Source organism: Pseudomonas sp. GD04058, assembly GCF_029836855.1.
In the GTDB taxonomy this organism is placed as follows: Bacteria; Pseudomonadota; Gammaproteobacteria; order Pseudomonadales; family Pseudomonadaceae; genus Aquipseudomonas; species Aquipseudomonas bharatica.
Genome location: NZ_JAOECN010000023.1, coordinates 15,357 through 34,500, shown reverse-complemented (window position 1 = coordinate 34,500; position 19,144 = coordinate 15,357). Strand labels below are relative to the sequence as shown.

Below are 19,144 nucleotides of genomic sequence, written 5' to 3'. Positions count from 1 at the left end.
TGTGGACCGTGTGCAGCCCGGGGGCCAAGCACAACCCTGTGGGATTGCTGGCCGCGACCCTCCTGATTGGGGAGGTCGCCGTGGACGTGTGTCCGGGCAGTGATTCTGGAAACAATATTAGGAAAACCGGGCCGGCAGAGGATTGCGAAGATTGCGGATATAAACACCACTTGCGCAATTTTTTGCCAAATATTAATAATTGCCAGCAATCCGTACAGAAAAGGCCCTTCCCATGAGCAAGCTGGACCGCTACGACCTGAGCATCCTTGCCGAATTGCAGCGTGATGCGCGCATCTCCAACCAGGAACTCGCCGAGCGCATCGGGCTATCGCCGTCGCCTTGCTCGCGGCGGGTCAAGCAGCTGGAGGACGACGGCTTCATTTCCCGCCAGGTCGCCCTGCTCGACCGCAAGAAACTCGGCCTGAGCCTGACCGCCTACGTGCTGATCGGCATGGACCGGCACACGCCCGAGCGCTTCGAAACCTTCGAGGCGGCGATCCGCAACCTGCCGCAGGTGCTGGAGTGCAGCCTGGTCACCGGAATGGACGCCGACTACCAGCTCAAGGTGGTGGTGCCGGACATGGATCATTACCAGAAACTGCTGCTCGGCCACCTGACCCGGATCGAGGGTGTCACAAGCGTGCGCTCGAGTTTTGTCCTGAATCAGGTTCTGGCCAGTACCGAGCTACCACTGACCCACCTGCGATAGGCGTATAATCCGGCGCCTCACGCTGCCGGAGAGAATCGATGGATCCTGTGTTGTTCGAAGAGTGGATGATGACCATCCTCGTCACCGTCCTGATTGGTTTCATGGGCTTCATCGTCTATGACCTGGCGAAGAAGTCCAAGGCCGGCAAGTTCGGCACCTTCATCCTGTTTTTCGTGCTGGGCCTGGGCATCCTCGCCTTCATCATCAAAAGCGTGGTGATCACCTGGATCGAGTTGCACCAGTAACCGGCATGTCCTTCCACTGGCCCGGCTCCAGGCCATCCAGTGTCCAGTCGCCGATCCTCACCCGCACCAGGCGCAGGGTCGGCAAGCCAACCGCCGCGGTCATGCGCCGCACCTGACGGTTGCGGCCTTCCTTGATGACCAGTTCCAGCCAGCTGGTCGGCACGCTCTTGCGAAAACGCACCGGCGGATTGCGCGGCCACAACTGCGGCTCGTCCAGTGGGCGGGCCTGGGCCGGGAGGGTCGGGCCATCATTCAGCTCGACGCCGTCGCGCAGGCGCTGGATCTGCTCTTCGCTCGGCTCGCCTTCCACCTGTACCCAATAGGTCTTGGGCAGCTTGTGCTTCGGATCGGCGATACGCGCCTGCAACTGGCCGTCGTTGGTCAGCAGCAACAGGCCTTCGCTGTCACGATCAAGGCGTCCGGCGGGATAGACGCCGGGCACCGCGATGAAATCCTTGAGGGTCGCCCGCCCCTCGCCGTCGCTGAACTGGGTCAGCACGTCGAAGGGCTTGTTGAACAGGATCAACCGCGGCTCGGCCGGCGGCGCCTTGGGCGGGCGTCGCGGACCGGCGGGCTTGGCCGCAGGGCGGCGCGGCGTGTTGCGTGGGGGTAGCGGCATGAAACCTCAGCGGAACGGCGGCTCGTCGAAACTGCGCAGTTTACGCGAGTGCAACGAGTTGAGTTCGGTGCGCAGCAGGTCGAGGGCGGCAATGCCGATCTTTAGGTGCTGGCTGACCGCACGGTTGTAGAAAGCGTTGGCCGCCCCCGGCAACTTGATCTCGCTGTGCAGCGGCTTGTCCGAAACGCATAGCAGCGTGCCGTACGGTACCCGCAAGCGATAGCCCTGGGCGGCGATGGTGCCGCTTTCCATGTCCACCGCCACGGCGCGGGACAGGTTGATCAGCGGTCGCTCCTCGGCCCAGCGCAGTTCCCAGTTGCGGTCGTCGTAGGTAAGCACGGTGCCGGTACGCAGGCGCTTCTTCAATTCGTCGCCACGCTCGCCGGTGACCTGTGCCGCCGCTTCCTGCAACGCCAGTTGCACTTCGGCCAGGGCCGGGATCGGGATGTTCGGCGGTACCACGCGGTCGAGGATGCCATCGCGGCGCATGTAGGCGTGGGCCAGCACGTAGTCACCGATGGTCTGCGACTGACGCAGGCCGCCGCAGTGGCCGATCATCAGCCAGCAATGCGGACGCAGTACCGCCAGGTGATCGGTGATGTTCTTGGCGTTGGACGGGCCGACACCGATATTGACCAGGGTGATGCCGTCGCCGTCGGCAGCGATCAGGTGATAGGCCGGCATCTGGTAGCGGTGCCAGACCACCCCGGCCACCAGCGCCTGGGCCTCGCCGTTGTCCATGGACTTTTCGATGATCACGTTGCCCGGCAGGACCATGCGCACGAAGCGCGGATCATCACGCAGTTGCTCGAGGCCATGGCTGATGAACTGGTCGACATAGCGGTGATAGTTGGTCAGCAGGATCCACGGCTGCACATGGCGCCAGTCGCTGCCGGTGTAATGCACGATGCGGCGCAGGGAGAAGTCCACCCGCGCGGCGTCGAACAGCGCCAGCGGCAGGGTTTCGGCGCTGCCCCAGTCGTACAGACCATCGGCGATACCGTCGGTGGCAGCGGACAGGTCGGTGCTCGGGAAAACCCGCGCCAGCGCGGCTGCGGTGATACCGGAGCCGGCCAGTTCGTCGCCCTGCTCGACCACATACGGATAAGGAATGCTCTGCTCGCTGACGCCCACTTCGACCTTGACGGTGAAGTCCTTCATCAACGGGCGCAACTGCTCCAGCAGATAACTGCGGAAAGCCGCCGGGTGGGTCACGGTGACGCTGTAGGTGCCCGGCAGCTGGACCTTGGCGTAGGCCCGCGTGGTCGCGGGTACCTCGCCATGGTAGTGATAGGTCAGGCGCAGTTCGGGATAGCGAAACAGCGAACGCTCCTCGGCGTTCGGCTCGGTGCGGTCCTTCAGGTAGCGCTTGAGCGCCTGGCTCAAGGCGTCGGTGGCGGTCTGGTGCAGGGTCGCCAGACGATCGACGGCTTGCTCGGCGGTTTCTACGACAACGAAGGCTTCATCAAAACGGCTCACGGGTTACTTCCTGTCTGACATGCAGGCTTCCATCTTGCCTACATCCTGTTGCAAAGGCACGCACGTTCACAGCGGCCAGTTCGGCGTCGAGCGCTGCACCAGCGCAGCAACGTCGATCCCCCGTGGCAAGGTGCCGTAGACCCGCCCGCCCTCGCCCAGGCGGCTGGCGATAAAGGCGTCGCTGACCGTGGCGTTGCCGGCTTCCAGCAACAACTTCGCCTGCAGGCCGACGGCGATGTCCTCGGTCAGTTGGCGGGCGCGGTACTGGATATCGCTGGTGTCGCTGAAAGCGGCCTTGAGGTTGGCGATATGCGTGGCCAGGCGGCGGTCACCGTGGCCGTCGCCCAGCTCGATGAACAGGCTGTCGAGCACGCCCGGCTCCTTGGACAGGGCACGCAGCACATCGAGGCATTGAACGTTGCCGGAGCCCTCCCAGGTGGAGTTGACCGGCGCTTCGCGGTAGAGCCGCGGCAGGATGCTGTCTTCGACATAACCCGCGCCGCCCATGCATTCGGCGGCTTCGTTGATCATCGCCGGGGCGCGCTTGCAGATCCAGTATTTGCCCACCGCCGTCACCAGGCGCGAGAAATGCGCCTGCTGCGGGTCGTCGAGATGATCCAGCGCTTGGCCCATGCGCAGGCTCAGGGCCAGCGCGGCCTCGCTTTCCAGGGCCAGGTCGGCGATGACGTTCTGCATCAGCGGCTGGTCCGCCAGCAGCCGGCCACCAACCTGGCGATGGGCACAGTGGTGCGCCGCCTGGGTCAGGGCCTGGCGCATCAACGCACTGGAGCCGACCATGCAGTCGAAGCGGGTCATGGCGACCATCTCGATGATGGTCGGCACGCCGCGTCCTTCTTCGCCGATCATCCAGGCCAGGGCACCGCGGAATTCCACTTCGCTGGAGGCATTGGACCAGTTGCCGAGCTTGTTCTTCAGGCGCTGGATATAGAACTGGTTGCGCTCGTCGTCCGGGCGATGGCGCGGCAGGAGGAAGCAGCTCAGGCCCTTGTCGGTCTGGGCCAGGGTGAGGAAGGCATCGCACATCGGCGCCGAACAGAACCATTTGTGGCCGACCAGTTCATAGGCCTGGCCCGGACCGGGAGCACCCACCGCATACGCCCTGGTGGTGTTGGCGCGCACATCCGTGCCGCCCTGCTTCTCGGTCATGGCCATGCCGATGGTCACCCCGGCCTTGTGCCGGTCGCCGACATTGCGCGGGTCGTATTCGCGGGAGAGGACCTTGGGCAGCCAGTATTCGGCCAGTTCCGGCTGCAGCTTCAAGGCGGGCACGGCGGCGAAGGTCATGGTCAGCGGGCAGCCGCTACCGGCTTCGGCTTGGCTGTGCAGGTAGGTCATGCAGGCCCGCGCGACATGGGCACCGTCCCGAGGCTCGGCCCAGGGCAGCGACGGCAGCCCATGCTCGATGGCCGTGCGCATCAGTTGGTGATAGGCGGGATGGAATTCCACCAGGTCGATGCGATGGCCGAAACGGTCGTGGCTGGCGAACTGCGGCTTGTTCTGGTTGGCAAGAAAGCCGGCCTCCATCAGCGGCCCACCGGCCAACGCCCCGTAGGCATCGATCCGCGACTCGGCCCAACCGGCTCCGTACCTGCGCCCCCACTCCTGCAACGGCAGGTCCAGGCGGTAAAGATTGGCGCCATCGAGGGATGGCGGCTGGTTGGTGACTTCGTGGGTTTCAGCGTACTGATGCAGGTTCATCGGGGGCTCCTGATAGGACGTGTCCGAAAAACCAGTGAATCACGCCCTGCCCCCGGCACAAAGTGACAAAAACGCCTAACGCGGTGCGATATATCCCCTATCCAGCGGCATTTGCCAACGCCAGCACGATGCTCAGTTCGAAGTTGCTGCCCTGCCCCGGCACCGAGTTGTGGCCCAGGCGCGCGCCCATCAGCTCGGCAAGCTGGCGACAGATCGCCAGGCCGATACCGAGGCCGCCGTATTCCCGGCTCATGGAGCCATCGACCTGGAAGAAGCGCTGGTACAGCAGCGAGTCGTCGAGGGTGACGAAGCCGATGCCACTGTCGCGCACGCTGAAGGTCAAGGCCAGCAGATGCTGGCTGGCCTGGCCGCGCACGTGCAGGCTCACCCCTCCGCGATGGGTGAACTTGATCGCGTTGTCGAGCAAGTAACCCAGGCACAGGGCCAGCTTGTGACGGTCGCCCAGCAGGCGGTCGGCAAGGTTGTCGGCCACGTCCAGGTGCAGCAACAGGTCCTTGTCCATGGCCGGTGAGATAAAGCGTGTGCGCAGTTCCTGGACCAGCCCGCGCAAGCTGAAGGGCTCGGCCCTGGCCACCAGGCGCCCGGCCTGGAGTTCGCTGAGGATGAGAATGTCGTCGATCATGCGCAGCATGTCATGCGCCGCGATACTGGCGGTGTGCTGGTACTGCCCCAGTTCCGCGCCCATCGGCTGGGTCTGCATCAGTTCCAGCGAGCCGATCACGCCATTCATCGGGGTGCGCAGCTCATGGGTAACGGTGGCGAGGAACTGGTCCTTGAGTTCGTTGCTGTGGGCCAGTTGCCGATTGAGCAGTTCCAGTTTCTGCCCGGCCTCGCGCAGGACCGCGGCCCTTTCCTCGCGCATGGCGTTGATCCGGTCGGCCAGCGCCAGCGAGAGCAGGCCGACCTCCAGCGCGGCGCCGATCTGGCTGGCGTACATAGTCAGGAACATATTGGGCAAATGACCAAGCACCATCAGCGTGTTGACCATCCCGCCGACCAGGAAGGCCGACCAGGCGACGATGAAATAGCGCGCCACCCGCAAGCCACGCCACCAGGCGAACCATCCGGCGGCGAAGATGCTCAGGGTGAAGGCCAGAGCCAGCAGCGTAGCGAGGCGCAGGGCCAGGCCATAGCCGCAAGCCAGCGAGATCACCATGACCAGTGCCGAACAGGCCGCCAGCCCCTGCAAAAGAACATCGAATGCCGGGCCAATACTGGCCATGCGCAGGAAACTGCGGGCGAACAGGCACCCGAACAACCCCGACGCACCGATGAACAGCGGCGTGGACGCGTTCGCCCACCAGGGGCTGTCCGGCCAGAAATAGGCGACGGCGGCGCCATTGACCGAGAGCTGGTACAGGCCGAAGGAGGCAATGTAGAGGATGTACCACAGGTAACTGACGTCGCGGACGCTGATGTAGATGAACAGGTTGTAGACCAGCATGCCCAGCAGCACGCCATAGATCAGCCCGAGCACGTAGATCTTGCCCGGCAGCGCCTCCAGGTAGGCGCGGGGCGCCCACAGGCTCAGCGGTGCCTGCACCGAGCCTTCGCTCTGCAGGCGCAGGTAGGCGGTCAGTTGCTGGTCCGGCTGCATCGGCAATTCGAAAACGTAGTTGGCCTGCTCGATCTGCCGGCTGGCGTAGGGCAAGGCATCCCCCGTGCGCTGGACCAGGCGGTAGCGGCCGTTGGCGTCCGGCAGATAGAGTTCCAGGTGATCGAGCGGCGGATAGGCCAGCTCCAGCAGCCAGGTGCGCGGCGCGGCCTGGGGCATGGCGAGATAGTGCAGATCGACCTTGAGCCAGAATGCCGAAGTCGAGTACCCGGCGTTGAGCACGTCGGCCTGGTGCGGTTTGAAGGAGGCGGCGAAGGAAGGCGAACTGACCTGTTCGATGGAGGCGCTACCGTCAGCGTCCTCGAACACCTGCATGACGCGGCCCAGGGGCAGGGTTCGGGTCGAGTCGTCGAAGTCGACGGCTCCGGCCAGCAAAGGCAGCCAGCCCAGTACAACGATCAGCAGATAGCGCATACAGCCCCAGCGTGGCCTGTACGGTCGCGTCGTAAGCCCCAGTCCTTGTGAGACGACGAGATCCGGCAGAGCCTGATGTCATTTTCGAAGCACTCTAGCACAGCGGTATTGAATCGCCAGCAGGCGGGACAAGGTCGTCCCCGGGGGCTCTGGCTCGGTACTTACGGCCATGCGCAGGGAAATTCCTGTCCAATCGATCAGAAAAGCCCCGTATGACGGACATCCCGGCAAAAGCGTTTGGTGGTAAGCTCGCGCACCTATGAATACCTACAGCTCCCGCCCCGTTGTCCTCTGTCTCTCCGGCCACGACCCCAGTGGCGGCGCCGGCCTGCAGGCAGATATCGAAGCCCTGATCGCCCAGGGCTGTCACGCCGCTCCCGCCGTGACCGCCCTGACCGTGCAGGATACCGTCAACGTCCAGGACTTCCGCGTGCTCGACCGCGAATGGGTACTGGCCCAGGCCAACATCGTCCTGGCCGACTCGCAGGTCGCCGCGGTGAAGCTGGGCATGCTCGGCTCGCTGGAAATGGTCGATACCGTGGTCGAACTGCTCGGTGCCCACCCGCACCTGCCGATGGTCTGCGACCCGGTGCTGCGCGCCGGCGGCGGCGGGCGGCTGGGCAAGGACGAAGTCGGCTACGCCATGCGCGAGCGGCTCCTGCCGCTGGCCACCATCGCCACGCCCAACCTGCCGGAAGCGCGCATTCTCGCCGAACTGCCGGAGGGCACGGCCGACGAGTGCGCGGAAAAGCTGCTGCCGTATGTCGAGCACCTGTTGATCACCGGCGGTCACGGCGACGAGACCGAGATCCACAACCGCCTGTACAGCCGCGATGGCCAGCGCCACACCTGGACCTGCCAGCGCCTGCCGGGCAGCTACCATGGCTCGGGCTGCACCCTGGCCAGCGCCCTGGCCGGTCGCCTGGCGCTTGGCGAGCAACTGCACAGCGCGGTGCGCACCGCGCTGGACTACACCTGGCGGACCCTGCGCGACGCCGAACAACTGGGCAAGGGCCAATACGTGCCCCGTCGCCTGCCCCTGGATTTCTGCTCCTGAAGCAAGACTCGCTGTGAGGCACCTGTAATGAAGCTCCGCGGTTTGTATGCCATCACCGACAGCCAACTGCTGGCGGGACGCTTTCTTCCCTATGTCGAAGCCGCGCTGGAAGGCGGGGTGACCCTGCTGCAATACCGCGACAAGAGCAACGACCAGGCCCGCCGCCTGCGCGAGGCCGAGACCCTGCGCGACCTGTGCGCACGCTACGGGACGCGCCTGATCATCAACGACGACGCCGAACTGGCCGCGCGCCTGGGCGTCGGCGTACACCTGGGGCAGACCGACGGTCCGCTGACGCCGGCGCGTACCCTGCTCGGCAAAGATGCGATCATCGGCTCCACCTGCCACGCACAACTAGAGCTGGCCGAACAGGCCAGCCGGGAAGGCGCCAGCTATGTCGCCTTCGGACGCTTCTTCAATTCGCTGACCAAACCCGGCGCCCCCGCCGCCGACCTCGCCCTGATCGGCCAGGCCAAGGCGCGGGTCAAGCTGCCGGTGGCGGTGATCGGCGGCATCACCCTGGACAACGCCGCGCCACTGGTCGAGCACGGTGCCGACCTGCTGGCGGTGATCCATGGCCTGTTCGGTGCCGACAGCACGCAGGAAGTGACCCGCCGCGCCCGTGCCTTCAACGCCCTTTTTTCCAGTATCTGATTTGCGAGGAACCTCCATGTCCCGTTCCGAAAGCCTGTTCGCCAGCGCCCAGAAACACATCCCTGGCGGCGTCAACTCGCCCGTGCGCGCCTTCCGCAGCGTCGGCGGCACCCCGCTGTTCTTCAAGCATGCCGAGGGTGCCTACGTCACCGACGAAGACGACAAGCGCTATGTCGACTATGTCGGCTCCTGGGGCCCGATGATCCTCGGCCACAGCCATCCGGACGTGCTGGAATCGGTGCGCAGGCAACTGGCCCACGGCCTGTCCTATGGCGCTCCGACCGCCATGGAAACCGAGATGGCCGACCTGGTCTGCTCGCTGGTGCCCTCGATGGAAATGGTGCGCATGGTCAGCTCCGGCACCGAGGCCACCATGAGCGCCATCCGCCTGGCGCGCGGCTTCACTGGCCGCGACAGCATCATCAAGTTCGAAGGCTGCTACCACGGCCACTCCGACAGCCTGCTGGTGAAAGCCGGCTCCGGCCTGCTGACCCAGGGCGTGCCCAGCTCGGCCGGCGTGCCGGCGGCCTTTGCCAAGCACACCCTGACCCTGCCGTTCAACGATATCGACGCGGTCGCCGAGATGCTCGGCAAGGTCGGCCAGGACGTGGCGTGCATCATCGTCGAACCGGTGGCGGGCAACATGAACTGCGTACCGCCGGCGCCCGGCTTCCTCGAAGGGCTGCGCAGCCTGTGCGACCAGCACGGCGTGGTGCTGATCTTCGACGAAGTGATGACCGGTTTCCGCGTTGCACTGGGCGGCGCCCAGGCGCATTACGGCGTCACCCCCGACCTGTCGACCTTCGGCAAGATCGTCGGCGGTGGCATGCCGGTGGGCTGCTTCGGCGGCAAGCGCCATATCATGGAACAGATCGCCCCGTTGGGTCCGGTCTACCAGGCTGGCACCCTGTCCGGCAACCCGCTGGCCATGGCCGCCGGCCTGACTACCCTGAAGCTGATCAGCCGTCCGGGCTTCCATGACGAGCTGAGCGCATTCACCAGCAGCCTGCTCGACGGCCTGCAACAGCGCGCCGATGCGGCGGGCGTGCCGTTCGTCACCACCCAGGCCGGTGGCATGTTCGGCCTGTACTTCACCGGCGCCGACGATATCGTCACCTTCGACGACGTGATGGGCAGCGATGTCGACCGCTTCAAGCGCTTCTTCCACCTGATGCTGGAAGGCGGCGTGTACCTGGCGCCAAGTGCCTTCGAAGCCGGCTTCACCTCGATCGCCCACGGCGAGACCGAGCTGAAGATCACCCTGGATGCCGCCGAGCGGGCGTTTGCCGTCCTGAAATAAGGCATCTGCGGTGAAAGACAGGGGCGCAGGCTTGTAAGCCTTTCGCCCCTGTCTTGTAAGAAAGCCCCGCAGCCTTATGACCGAATTGCGCCTTGATGGCAGAAAATCTGGTAAAGACTTTGTAAGGTGGGCGCTGCTTAACCCATAATGTGCCACCAGACACACTTTGGCCGCAGCTTTGCAGAGGTAAGTCGATCACCATGAACCGCGCCGGCCGCGCCCTTGCCCTGGGCTGCCTGTTGCTACTTCAGCCCCTGCTGGCCATCGCGGCAGGCGGTAACTCGTTGCTGATCCCCACCACGGGCCGCTGCACCCTGAATACGTCCCCCGAAGAACTCGCCGACGCCGTGACCCGCTGCAAGCAGGTCGCCCAGTCCGGTGACGCCCAGGCCCAATACGAGCTGGGCGAATTCTATTTCGACGGCAAGAACACCACCCGCGACCTGAACCAGGCGCTGAGCTACTTCGAGCAGGCCTCGCTACAGGGGCACGCCGATGCGCAATACAAGCTGGGAATGATGTTCGCCCGCGGCGAAGGCGTTTCGGCCAACAACGTGCAGGCCTACATCCTGCTGAAGATGGCCGCGGTCAACGGTGCCGAGGATGCGCTGGACGAGGCCGACGAAGTCTCGGCGCGGATGCCGCGCGACGAACTGGAAAACGCCACCCAGGTGCTGGGCCAGATCTTCCGCAAATACCTGCTGGAACTTCAGTCCGCCGACGGCCGCACGCCCTTCTCGCCGCTTCCCTGACGCGTCCTATCTTTCCGGCATCGGCATCGGGAACGGCATGACATTGCCGCCGCCCTTGGCCTCGCTGATCTTCGGCGTACCCAGGCGCTCCACTTCATCGATACGCACGATCGAATGCATCGGCACGAAGCTGCGGGTCACGCCTTCGAACTGCGCCTTGAGCTTCTCTTCGCTCGGATCGACCACTACCTGGGTACGCTCGCCGAAGACGAATTCCTCGATCTCCAGGAAACCCCACAGGTCGCTCTGGTAGATCTGCTTGGCATACATCTCGAACACCTGGCCCTGGTTGAGGAAGATCACTTTGTAGATGGGGGCTTCGCGCTTGGTCATGTTCGGCAGGGGAAAAATGGCTGTAAAAAAGGTGGCGAATAATAGCACAGGGGCCTTGCCCGGCAGGTAGGAGCTGGCTTGCCTGCTCCCGCATGAACCGCGCCGACCGGCATAACCGAATCGTCAACTTCCGCTGCGACAATGTCCAAGCCGATCGACAGCCCGGACGGCCACGCCCCCATTGATCGTTTCAGCGCTTTCGCCGCCAGGCAGTCGAGGTTATTCTTGAAATCATATTTCTTGCCCAAGGGCGGCTTAAAACAACCTTGAACGCACCCATCGAACCCCATCGTTTCATTCTCGAGCCCTTCGAAGCTCACCGTTTCGCCAACCTGTGCGGCCAGTTCGACGAGCACCTGCGCCTGATCGAACAGCGCCTGGCCATCGAGATCCGCAACCGCGGCAACCAGTTCGAACTGATCGGCGACCCCCGGGTCACCTCCACCGCCGAGCAACTGCTGCGGCGCCTCTATCGCGAGACGAAGGCCACCGAGCTGTCGCCGGAAATGGTCCACCTGTTCCTTCAGGAATCTTCCGTCGAAGCGCTGGAAAACCAAGCGGTCAACGAAGTCAGCGTGTCGCTGCGCACGCGCAAGGGCGCCATTCGCCCGCGCGGCCTCAACCAGCAGCGCTACGTCAAGGAAATCCTCGGCAACGACATCAACTTCGGCATCGGCCCCGCCGGTACCGGCAAGACCTACCTGGCCGTGGCCTGCGCGGTGGATGCGCTGGAACGCGAGCAGGTGCGGCGCATCCTGCTGGTGCGCCCGGCAGTCGAGGCGGGCGAGAAGCTCGGCTTCCTGCCCGGCGACCTGGCGCAGAAGATCGACCCTTACCTGCGCCCGCTGTACGACGCCCTCTATGAAATGCTCGGCTTCGAACACGTGGCCAAGCTGATCGAGCGCCAGGTGATCGAGATCGCTCCGCTGGCCTACATGCGCGGCCGTACCCTGAACAACAGCTTCATCATCCTCGACGAAAGCCAGAACACCACGGTCGAGCAGATGAAGATGTTCCTCACCCGGATCGGTTTCGGCTCCACCGCCGTGATCACCGGCGACATCACCCAGGTAGACCTGCCACGCGGCACCAAATCCGGCCTGGGCCATGTCATCCAGGTGCTCAAGGATGTGCCGGGTATCAGCTTCACCCACTTCCAGCCCAAGGACGTGGTGCGTCATCCATTGGTACAGCGCATCGTCGAAGCCTACGAGCGTTTCGACGACCAGCAGGCCAAGGCCGAAGGCACCCCGCGCAATGCTTGAACTTGACCTGCAGATCGCGACTGAAAAAGCCGCGCCCGCCGAAGCCCTGTTCCGCCGTTGGTGCGAGCTGGCCCTGCGCCAGCGCACGGCGGACTCGGAAATGACCATCCGTCTGGTGGATGAAGCCGAGGGCCGCGAGCTGAATCACACCTACCGGCACAAGGACTACGCCACCAACGTCCTGTCCTTCCCGGCCGATGTCCCCGACGACATGCTCGATATCCCGCTGCTGGGCGATCTGGTGATCTGCGTCGAGGTGGTCGAGCGCGAGGCCGCCGAGCAAGGCAAGGCCCTCGAGGCCCACTGGGCGCACCTGGTGATCCATGGCTGCCTGCACCTGCTGGGCTACGACCACATCGAGGACGATGAGGCCGAGGAAATGGAAGCACTGGAACGAACGTTGCTTGCCGAACTGGGTCATCCGGACCCGTACGCCGACGACGAAGACGACACCCCACACACTGAAAACAGCAAGGATCACGAGTAACCGCCATGAGCGAAGATCGATCGAGCAACGGGCAAAAGTCATGGCTTGGCAAGCTGACCCAGGCTTTTGCCCATGAGCCGAAAAACCGCCAGGAGCTCCTTGAGCTGCTGCGCGAAGCCCACCAGAACAAGCTGCTCGACAGCGAGGCCCTGACCATCGTCGAAGGCGCCATCCAGGTCGCCGACCTGCAGGTCCGCGACATCATGGTGCCGCGCTCGCAGATGATCAGCATCAAGGCCTCGCAATCGCCGCGGGAGTTCCTCCCGGCGATCATCGACGCCGCGCACTCGCGCTATCCGGTGGTCGGCGAAAGCCATGACGATGTCCTCGGCGTACTGCTGGCCAAGGACCTGCTGCCGCTGATCCTCAAGGAGAATGGCGACAGCTTCAACATCAAGGACCTGCTGCGCCCGGCCACCTTCGTGCCGGAGTCCAAGCGCCTCAACGTGCTGCTGCGCGAGTTCCGCGCCAACCACAACCACATGGCCATCGTCATCGACGAATACGGCGGCGTGGCTGGCCTGGTGACCATCGAGGACGTGCTGGAGCAGATCGTCGGCGATATCGAGGACGAGCACGATGTCGAGGAAGACAGCTACATCAAGCCCCTGCCCAGCGGCGACTTCCTGATCAAGGCGCTGACGCCAATCGAGAACTTCAACGAGTTCTTCGACAGCGAGTTCTCCGACGATGAGTTCGACACCGTTGGCGGCCTGGTCATGAGCGCCTTCGGACACCTGCCCAAGCGCAACGAAACCACTGAAATCGGGCCTTACCGCTTCCGTATCCTCAACGCCGACAGCCGCCGGATACATTTGCTGCGCCTGACACCTGTAACCCGTTAAGGACAACCATGCGCTGGATCACCCGCCCCGGCTGGCCCGGTAACCTGCTGGCCATGGTGGCCGGCGCCCTGACCACCCCGTCGCTGGCCCCCTTTGATATCTGGCCCCTGGCCCTGGTCGCCCTGGGCCTGTTCTACCTCGGCCTGCGCGAGCTGAGCCCGCGCCAGGCGCTATGGCGCGGCTGGCACTACGGCTTCGGCCTGTTCGCCGCCGGCACCTGGTGGATCTACGTCAGCATCCATGACTACGGCGGCGCCTCGGCGCTGCTGGCCGGCGGGCTGATGCTCGCCTTCTTCGCCGCCATCGCCTGGTTCTTCGCCCTGCCCGCGTGGGTCTGGGCACGCTGGTTGCGCCGCAACGAGGCGCCGCTGGCCGATGCCCTTGGCTTCGCGGCGCTGTGGCTGGCCCAGGAAGCGTTCCGCGGCTGGTTCCTCACCGGTTTCCCATGGCTCTATGCCGGCTACAGCCAGCTCGACGGACCGCTGGCCGGCCTCGCGCCGCTGGGCGGCATGTGGCTGATCTCGTTCACCCTGGCCCTGACCGCCGCGCTGCTGTGCAACCTGCACCGCCTGCGCCAGCGCAAGGCGTTCCTGGCGGCGGGCATCGCCTTGCTGATCGGCCCCTGGGCAGTCGGCATGGCCCTCAAGGGCCATGCCTGGACCGTACCCTCCGGTGAGCCCCTGCAGGTAGCGGCGATCCAGGGCAATATCGAGCAAAGCCTCAAGTGGGAACCCAGCGAGCTGCGCCGTCAGCTTGAGCTGTACCGCGACATGAGTTTCACCAGCAAGCCGGTGGATCTGATCGTCTGGCCGGAAACCGCAGTGCCGGTGTTCAAGGACAGCGTCCAGGGATACCTGGACATGATGAGCGGCTTCGCCGGCGACCGCCATTCGGCGCTGATCACCGGGGTTCCGGTACGCTTGTTAGAACATGGGCAGCGTCGCTACTTCAACGGCATCACCGCCATCGGCGAAGGCGACGGAACCTACCTGAAGCAGAAGCTGGTGCCCTTCGGCGAATATGTACCGCTGCAGGACCTGCTGCGCGGCCTGATCGAATTCTTTGACCTGCCGATGTCCGACTTCGCCCGCGGCCCGGCTGACCAGGCATTGCTCCAGGCCAAGGGCTACCAGTTGGCGCCGTTCATCTGCTATGAAGTGGTCTACCCGGAGCTGGCCGCCAGCCTTGCGGCGCGCAGTGACATGCTCCTGACCATCAGCAACGACACCTGGTTCGGCAAGTCCATCGGACCGCTGCAACACTTGCAGATGGCGCAGATGCGCGCACTGGAAGCCGGGCGCTGGATGATTCGGGCCACCAACAACGGGGTGACCGGGCTGATCGACCCGTTCGGACGCGTGACCGCGCAGATTCCGCAGTTCGAGCGCGGGATTCTCTACGGGGAGGTGGTGCCGATGCGGCAACTGACGCCGTATCTGCAATGGCGCTCGTGGCCGCTGGTCATTCTCTGCACCTTGCTGCTGGGCTGGGCGCTGGTTACCAGCCGGATCGCCAGGACCGTCTGATCTGTGCTGTTTCTGATGGCCCCGACTTGCCAGCGATGAGGCCATCAAGGACAACTCAATAGAAAAGCCGATAACCGATCAACCCGACCACCTCATTGAACAGTTGCCCGTTCTGCCATACCGCCTTGCTGTCCGGCACCCAACCCCCGAACGGCCGCCCACTGTCGATACCCATGAAACCCACCGGGGCCCCCACCACCTCGAAGCCGGCACGCTGGAAACTCCGCACCGAACGCTGCATATGCCAGGCCTGGGTTACCACCACCACACGCTTGATGCCCTGCGGCAAGAGGATCGCCGCGCTCAGCTCGGCATTCTCCCAGGTGGTGCGGCTTTCTTCTTCCAGCCAGCGCACAGGCACACCAAAATCCCGTTGCAGCGAGTCCGCCATCAGCCGCGCCTCGCTCGGCGGCGCGCCGTAATGCAGGCCACCGGTCGTCAGTAGCGGCAGCCCCGACGCCTTCGCCAGCTGCGCCGCGTAGCGCATGCGTTCGATGGCTACACCGGTCGGCTGGTCCTGTCCGCCCCAGGCCGGATCACCGCGTTCACGCCCGGAGCCCAGGACCACGATGGCATCCGCCCGGCCAGCCAACCCTGCCCACTCGTTCATCGCCAGCGGCGGAACGGTCTCGATTCGCCCGGCCAGATGCTGCATTGCCACCGGCAGGCTCATCAGCCATAACCCGCCCAGCCCGCCGATAAAGAACAGGCGCGCCGTGCGCGGCCAGGACTTGCGCAGCCACCACGCGGCCAGCAGCAAAAGCAGCAGCACACCAGGCGGCATCAACCATTGTTTGATGAAAAAGCGCAACGGCATCGGGCATCTTCAGGGAAATGCCGCAAGCCTAAAGAAAAACGGCGCCTGCTTGAAGCAGGCGCCGGTCAGAGCAAAGAATTTCGCGTGGCGCACTCCGTCCTGCGCCGTTGATATCCTGAACGGTTATTTGCAGTGCAGCGTTCTGGATTTGAGCGCTGTGGCGGAACGTTTCCGGTCCTTGAGCCAGATGACCCGGCCCGGGGTGGGCGTTTCTACCGGGGGTAATGCCACGGAAATCTTCTGGCCCCGTGCCGGAGCGGCTTCCAGCCAGGCCTTGATGACGTCGAACTCGGCCCGGCTAAGGCCGCGCAACTCCAGTTCGGCGGGCATCTCATCGCGCAATCGCAGCGAGGTGCGGGCCACGTCCAGGGCCAGCCCCAAGCGGTCGATCAGGCGTTCATAGACTTCCGGTTTCGGTGCATGTTGCTGCGACTCTCCCATCCGTTCACCTCATTGAAGATAAAATTCATCTCCCCCACGAATGAGCTTAGCGCCACCCGCGAAACGGGCCGGACGCCGCGACCAACGGCCCTTTGCGCCCTCTTCCGATGCAATCAGGGTTTCCCACGACCGTTGGGGGTCATGTATGCTACGGCGTTCGCTCCAGGGCCTGTCGCCGGGCGAAAACGGTCAGCGACCAGCCTCGATAAGGTCTCCCATCTCTCAGCGCAAAGTAGCCATGCACGAACACTATCAGCCCCGCGAAATCGAAGCCGCCGCCCAGTCCTACTGGGACGAGCACAAGTCTTTTGAAGTCAGTGAACAGCCAGGCAAGGACACCTACTACTGCCTGTCGATGTTCCCGTACCCGAGCGGCAAGCTACACATGGGCCACGTGCGCAACTACACCATCGGCGACGTGATCGCCCGCTACCAGCGCATGCAGGGCAAGAACGTCCTGCAGCCAATGGGCTGGGACGCCTTCGGCATGCCGGCGGAAAACGCGGCAATGAAGAACAACGTAGCGCCGGCCAAGTGGACGTACGAAAACATCGCCTACATGAAGGCCCAGCTGAAAAGCCTCGGCCTGGCGATCGACTGGTCCCGCGAAGTCACCACCTGCAAGCCGGACTACTACCGCTGGGAGCAGTGGCTGTTCACCCGCCTGTTCGAGAAAGGCGTGATCTACCGCAAGAACGGCACCGTCAACTGGGACCCGGCCGACCAGACCGTACTGGCCAACGAGCAGGTCATCGATGGCCGTGGCTGGCGTTCGGGCGCGCTGATCGAGAAGCGCGAGATCCCGATGTACTACTTCAAGATCACCGACTATGCCGACGAGCTGCTGGAAAGCCTCGACGAGCTGCCGGGCTGGCCGGAACAGGTCAAGACCATGCAGCGCAACTGGATCGGCAAGTCCCGCGGCATGGAAGTGCAGTTCCCCTACGACGAGGCCAGCATCGGCCAGTCCGGAACACTGAAGGTCTTCACCACCCGTCCTGATACCCTGATGGGCGCTACCTACGTTGCCGTTGCCGCCGAGCACCCGCTGGCTACCCTGGCCGCCCAAGGCAATCCGGCGCTGCAGGCCTTCATCGACGAATGCAAGAGCGGCAGCGTCGCCGAAGCCGATATCGCCACCCAGGAGAAGAAAGGCGTCGCCACTTCCCTGCTGGTCCGTCACCCGTTGACCGGCGAGAAGCTGCCGGTATGGGTCGCCAACTACGTGCTGATGCACTACGGCGATGGCGCAGTAATGGCCGTTCCGGCCCACGACGAGCGTGATTTCGAATTCGCCAGCAAGTACCAACTGCCGATAAAAGCCGTGGTCCGCACCAGCGCTGGCGATGAAGTCGGCAGCGAGTGGCAGGCCGCCTACGGCGAGCATGGCCAGTTGATCAACTCCGGCGAGTTCGACGGTCTGGACTTCGCCGGCGCCTTCGACGCCATCGAAGCCGCGCTGATCCGCAAGGAACTGGGCAAGTCGCGTACCCAGTTCCGCCTGCGTGATTGGGGCATCAGCCGTCAGCGCTACTGGGGTTGCCCGATCCCGATCATCCACTGCCCGTCCTGTGGCGACGTTCCGGTACCGGAAGACCAGTTGCCGGTCACCCTGCCGGAGAACGTGGTTCCGGACGGCGCCGGTTCGCCACTGGCGCGCATGCCCGAGTTCTACGAGTGCACCTGCCCGAAATGCGGCACGGCGGCCAAACGCGAAACCGACACCATGGACACCTTCGTCGAGTCTTCCTGGTACTTCGCCCGCTACGCATCGCCGAACTACGAAGGTGGCCTGGTCGACCCGAAAGCGGCCAACCACTGGCTGCCGGTGGACCAGTACATCGGTGGTATCGAACATGCCATCCTGCACCTGCTCTATGCGCGCTTCTTCCACAAGCTGATGCGTGACGAAGGCCTGGTGAGCTCCAACGAACCGTTCAAGAACCTGCTGACCCAGGGCATGGTGGTCGCCGAGACCTACTACCGCGTGGCAGCCAACGGCGGCAAGGACTGGTTCAACCCGGCCGACGTCGAGGTCGAGCGCGACGCCAAGGCCAAGATCATTGGCGCACGCCTGAAGACCGACGGCCTGCCGGTGGAAATCGGCGGCACCGAGAAGATGTCCAAGTCGAAGAACAACGGCGTCGACCCGCAGGCCATGATCGACGCCTACGGCGCCGACACCTGCCGCCTGTTCATGATGTTCGCCTCGCCACCGGACATGAGCCTGGAATGGTCCGACTCCGGTGTCGAAGGTGCAAGCCGCTTCCTGCGTCGCGTCTGGCGCCTGGCCCAGGCCCATGTGGCCCAGGGGCTGCCGGCCAAGGCCGACTTCTCGGCGCTGGACGACGCGCAGAAAGCCGTGCGCCGTGCCACCCACTCGGCGATCCGCCAGGCCAGCATCGATGTCGGCCAGCATCACAAGTTCAACACCGCCATCGCCCAGGTGATGACCCTGATGAACGTGCTGGAAAAGGCCTCGCAAGCCACCGAGCTTGACCGTGCCCTGATCCAGGAAGGTCTGGAAGCGGTCACCCTGATCCTCGCCCCGATCACGCCGCACATCAGTCACGGCCTGTGGCAGAGCCTGGGCCACCAGGGCGCGGCAATCGACGCAGGCTGGCCGAGCGTGGATGAAAGCGCGCTGGTCCAGGACAGCATCCAGCTGGTCATCCAGGTCAACGGCAAGCTGCGTGGTCAGATCGACATGCCGGCCGGTGCCAGCCGCGAAGAGGTCGAGGCCGCTGCGCGCAGCAACGAAAACGTGCTGCGCTTCACCGAAGGCCTGAGCATCCGCAAGGTCATCGTGGTTCCGGGCAAACTGGTCAACATCGTCGCCAACTGAC

Annotated in this window: 18 protein-coding genes; 11 read left to right on the top strand and 7 right to left on the bottom strand. The window is 64.3% G+C overall.

Annotation, left to right across the window (positions count from 1 at the left end; genetic code table 11):
* Window positions 1–232: 232 nt before the first annotated feature.
* Together N7650_RS18500 and N7650_RS18495 are read left to right on the top strand one after the other, a co-directional pair.
* Window positions 233–709, top strand: a complete 477-nt coding sequence (locus tag N7650_RS18500; protein WP_009394930.1) for an Lrp/AsnC family transcriptional regulator — start codon at window positions 233–235, stop codon at window positions 707–709.
* Between the two features lie 38 nt (window positions 710–747).
* Window positions 748–954: a DUF2788 domain-containing protein gene (locus N7650_RS18495; RefSeq protein WP_009394931.1), complete on the top strand. Its 207-nt coding sequence runs from the start codon at window positions 748–750 to the stop codon at window positions 952–954.
* On the opposite strand, the gene N7650_RS18490 is transcribed toward N7650_RS18495, so the two are convergent.
* The 4 genes from N7650_RS18490 to N7650_RS18475 all read right to left on the bottom strand — a co-directional run bounded on the left by N7650_RS18490 (window position 929) and on the right by N7650_RS18475 (window position 6,821).
* Entirely contained in the window at window positions 929–1,573 is a 645-nt protein-coding gene (locus tag N7650_RS18490) for an rRNA large subunit pseudouridine synthase E (RefSeq protein WP_279899463.1), read from the bottom strand. The two genes, N7650_RS18495 and N7650_RS18490, sit on opposite strands and share 26 nt — an antisense overlap.
* A gap of 6 nt (window positions 1,574–1,579) precedes the next feature.
* A complete protein-coding gene (gene amn, locus N7650_RS18485) occupies window positions 1,580–3,052 on the bottom strand; it encodes an AMP nucleosidase (RefSeq protein ID WP_279899462.1) in 1,473 nt (490 codons plus the stop codon).
* A gap of 66 nt (window positions 3,053–3,118) precedes the next feature.
* On the bottom strand, window positions 3,119–4,771 hold the full coding sequence (locus tag N7650_RS18480) for an acyl-CoA dehydrogenase family protein (protein ID WP_279899460.1): 1,653 nt from the start codon (window positions 4,769–4,771) through the stop codon (window positions 3,119–3,121).
* 97 nt (window positions 4,772–4,868) lie between these two features.
* A complete protein-coding gene (locus N7650_RS18475; RefSeq protein ID WP_279899459.1) occupies window positions 4,869–6,821 on the bottom strand; it encodes a sensor histidine kinase in 1,953 nt (650 codons plus the stop codon).
* A gap of 259 nt (window positions 6,822–7,080) precedes the next feature.
* On the opposite strand from N7650_RS18475, the gene N7650_RS18470 reads away from it, so the two are divergent.
* From N7650_RS18470 to N7650_RS18455, 4 genes are all read left to right on the top strand, one after another.
* Complete coding sequence (locus N7650_RS18470; RefSeq protein WP_064302040.1) at window positions 7,081–7,878, top strand: hydroxymethylpyrimidine/phosphomethylpyrimidine kinase; 798 nt, start codon at window positions 7,081–7,083, stop codon at window positions 7,876–7,878.
* Window positions 7,879–7,905: 27 nt separating this feature from the next.
* On the top strand, window positions 7,906–8,532 hold the full coding sequence (thiE, locus tag N7650_RS18465) for a thiamine phosphate synthase (RefSeq protein ID WP_279899457.1): 627 nt from the start codon (window positions 7,906–7,908) through the stop codon (window positions 8,530–8,532).
* Between the two features lie 16 nt (window positions 8,533–8,548).
* The gene (hemL, locus tag N7650_RS18460; protein ID WP_279899455.1) at window positions 8,549–9,832 is read left to right on the top strand and encodes a glutamate-1-semialdehyde 2,1-aminomutase; all 1,284 of its coding nucleotides are present in this window, start codon (window positions 8,549–8,551) and stop codon (window positions 9,830–9,832) included.
* A gap of 200 nt (window positions 9,833–10,032) precedes the next feature.
* A complete protein-coding gene (locus N7650_RS18455) occupies window positions 10,033–10,584 on the top strand; it encodes a tetratricopeptide repeat protein (RefSeq protein ID WP_009394939.1) in 552 nt (183 codons plus the stop codon).
* 6 nt (window positions 10,585–10,590) lie between these two features.
* Here the strand turns inward: N7650_RS18455 and N7650_RS18450 are convergent, their stop codons facing one another.
* Window positions 10,591–10,917, bottom strand: coding sequence for a DUF1820 family protein (locus N7650_RS18450; RefSeq protein WP_009394940.1), 327 nt, complete (start codon window positions 10,915–10,917; stop codon window positions 10,591–10,593).
* A 266-nt stretch (window positions 10,918–11,183) separates the two neighbouring features.
* On the opposite strand from N7650_RS18450, the gene N7650_RS18445 reads away from it, so the two are divergent.
* Genes N7650_RS18445 through lnt form a run of 4 tightly spaced genes read left to right on the top strand, consistent with a single transcriptional unit; the run spans window position 11,184 to window position 15,040 of the window.
* Window positions 11,184–12,182: a PhoH family protein gene (locus tag N7650_RS18445; protein ID WP_009394941.1), complete on the top strand. Its 999-nt coding sequence runs from the start codon at window positions 11,184–11,186 to the stop codon at window positions 12,180–12,182.
* Window positions 12,175–12,669, top strand: coding sequence for an rRNA maturation RNase YbeY (gene ybeY / locus N7650_RS18440; RefSeq protein ID WP_009394942.1), 495 nt, complete (start codon window positions 12,175–12,177; stop codon window positions 12,667–12,669). Before N7650_RS18445 ends, ybeY begins: the two co-directional genes overlap by 8 nt.
* Before the next feature lie 5 nt (window positions 12,670–12,674).
* Entirely contained in the window at window positions 12,675–13,514 is an 840-nt protein-coding gene (locus N7650_RS18435; RefSeq protein ID WP_009394945.1) for an HlyC/CorC family transporter, read from the top strand.
* A gap of 8 nt (window positions 13,515–13,522) precedes the next feature.
* Complete coding sequence (gene lnt / locus N7650_RS18430) at window positions 13,523–15,040, top strand: apolipoprotein N-acyltransferase (RefSeq protein WP_279899451.1); 1,518 nt, start codon at window positions 13,523–13,525, stop codon at window positions 15,038–15,040.
* Between the two features lie 55 nt (window positions 15,041–15,095).
* Here lnt and N7650_RS18425 read toward each other — a convergent pair whose 3' ends face one another.
* Together N7650_RS18425 and N7650_RS18420 are read right to left on the bottom strand one after the other, a co-directional pair.
* Entirely contained in the window at window positions 15,096–15,857 is a 762-nt protein-coding gene (locus tag N7650_RS18425) for a YdcF family protein (protein WP_279899450.1), read from the bottom strand.
* A gap of 123 nt (window positions 15,858–15,980) precedes the next feature.
* A complete protein-coding gene (locus N7650_RS18420; RefSeq protein WP_009397953.1) occupies window positions 15,981–16,298 on the bottom strand; it encodes a hypothetical protein in 318 nt (105 codons plus the stop codon).
* Between the two features lie 238 nt (window positions 16,299–16,536).
* Here N7650_RS18420 and leuS point away from each other — a divergent pair, with 238 nt between their 5' ends.
* A complete protein-coding gene (leuS, locus tag N7650_RS18415) occupies window positions 16,537–19,143 on the top strand; it encodes a leucine--tRNA ligase (protein WP_279899449.1) in 2,607 nt (868 codons plus the stop codon).
* The last annotated feature ends 1 nt before the right edge of the window (window position 19,144 follow it).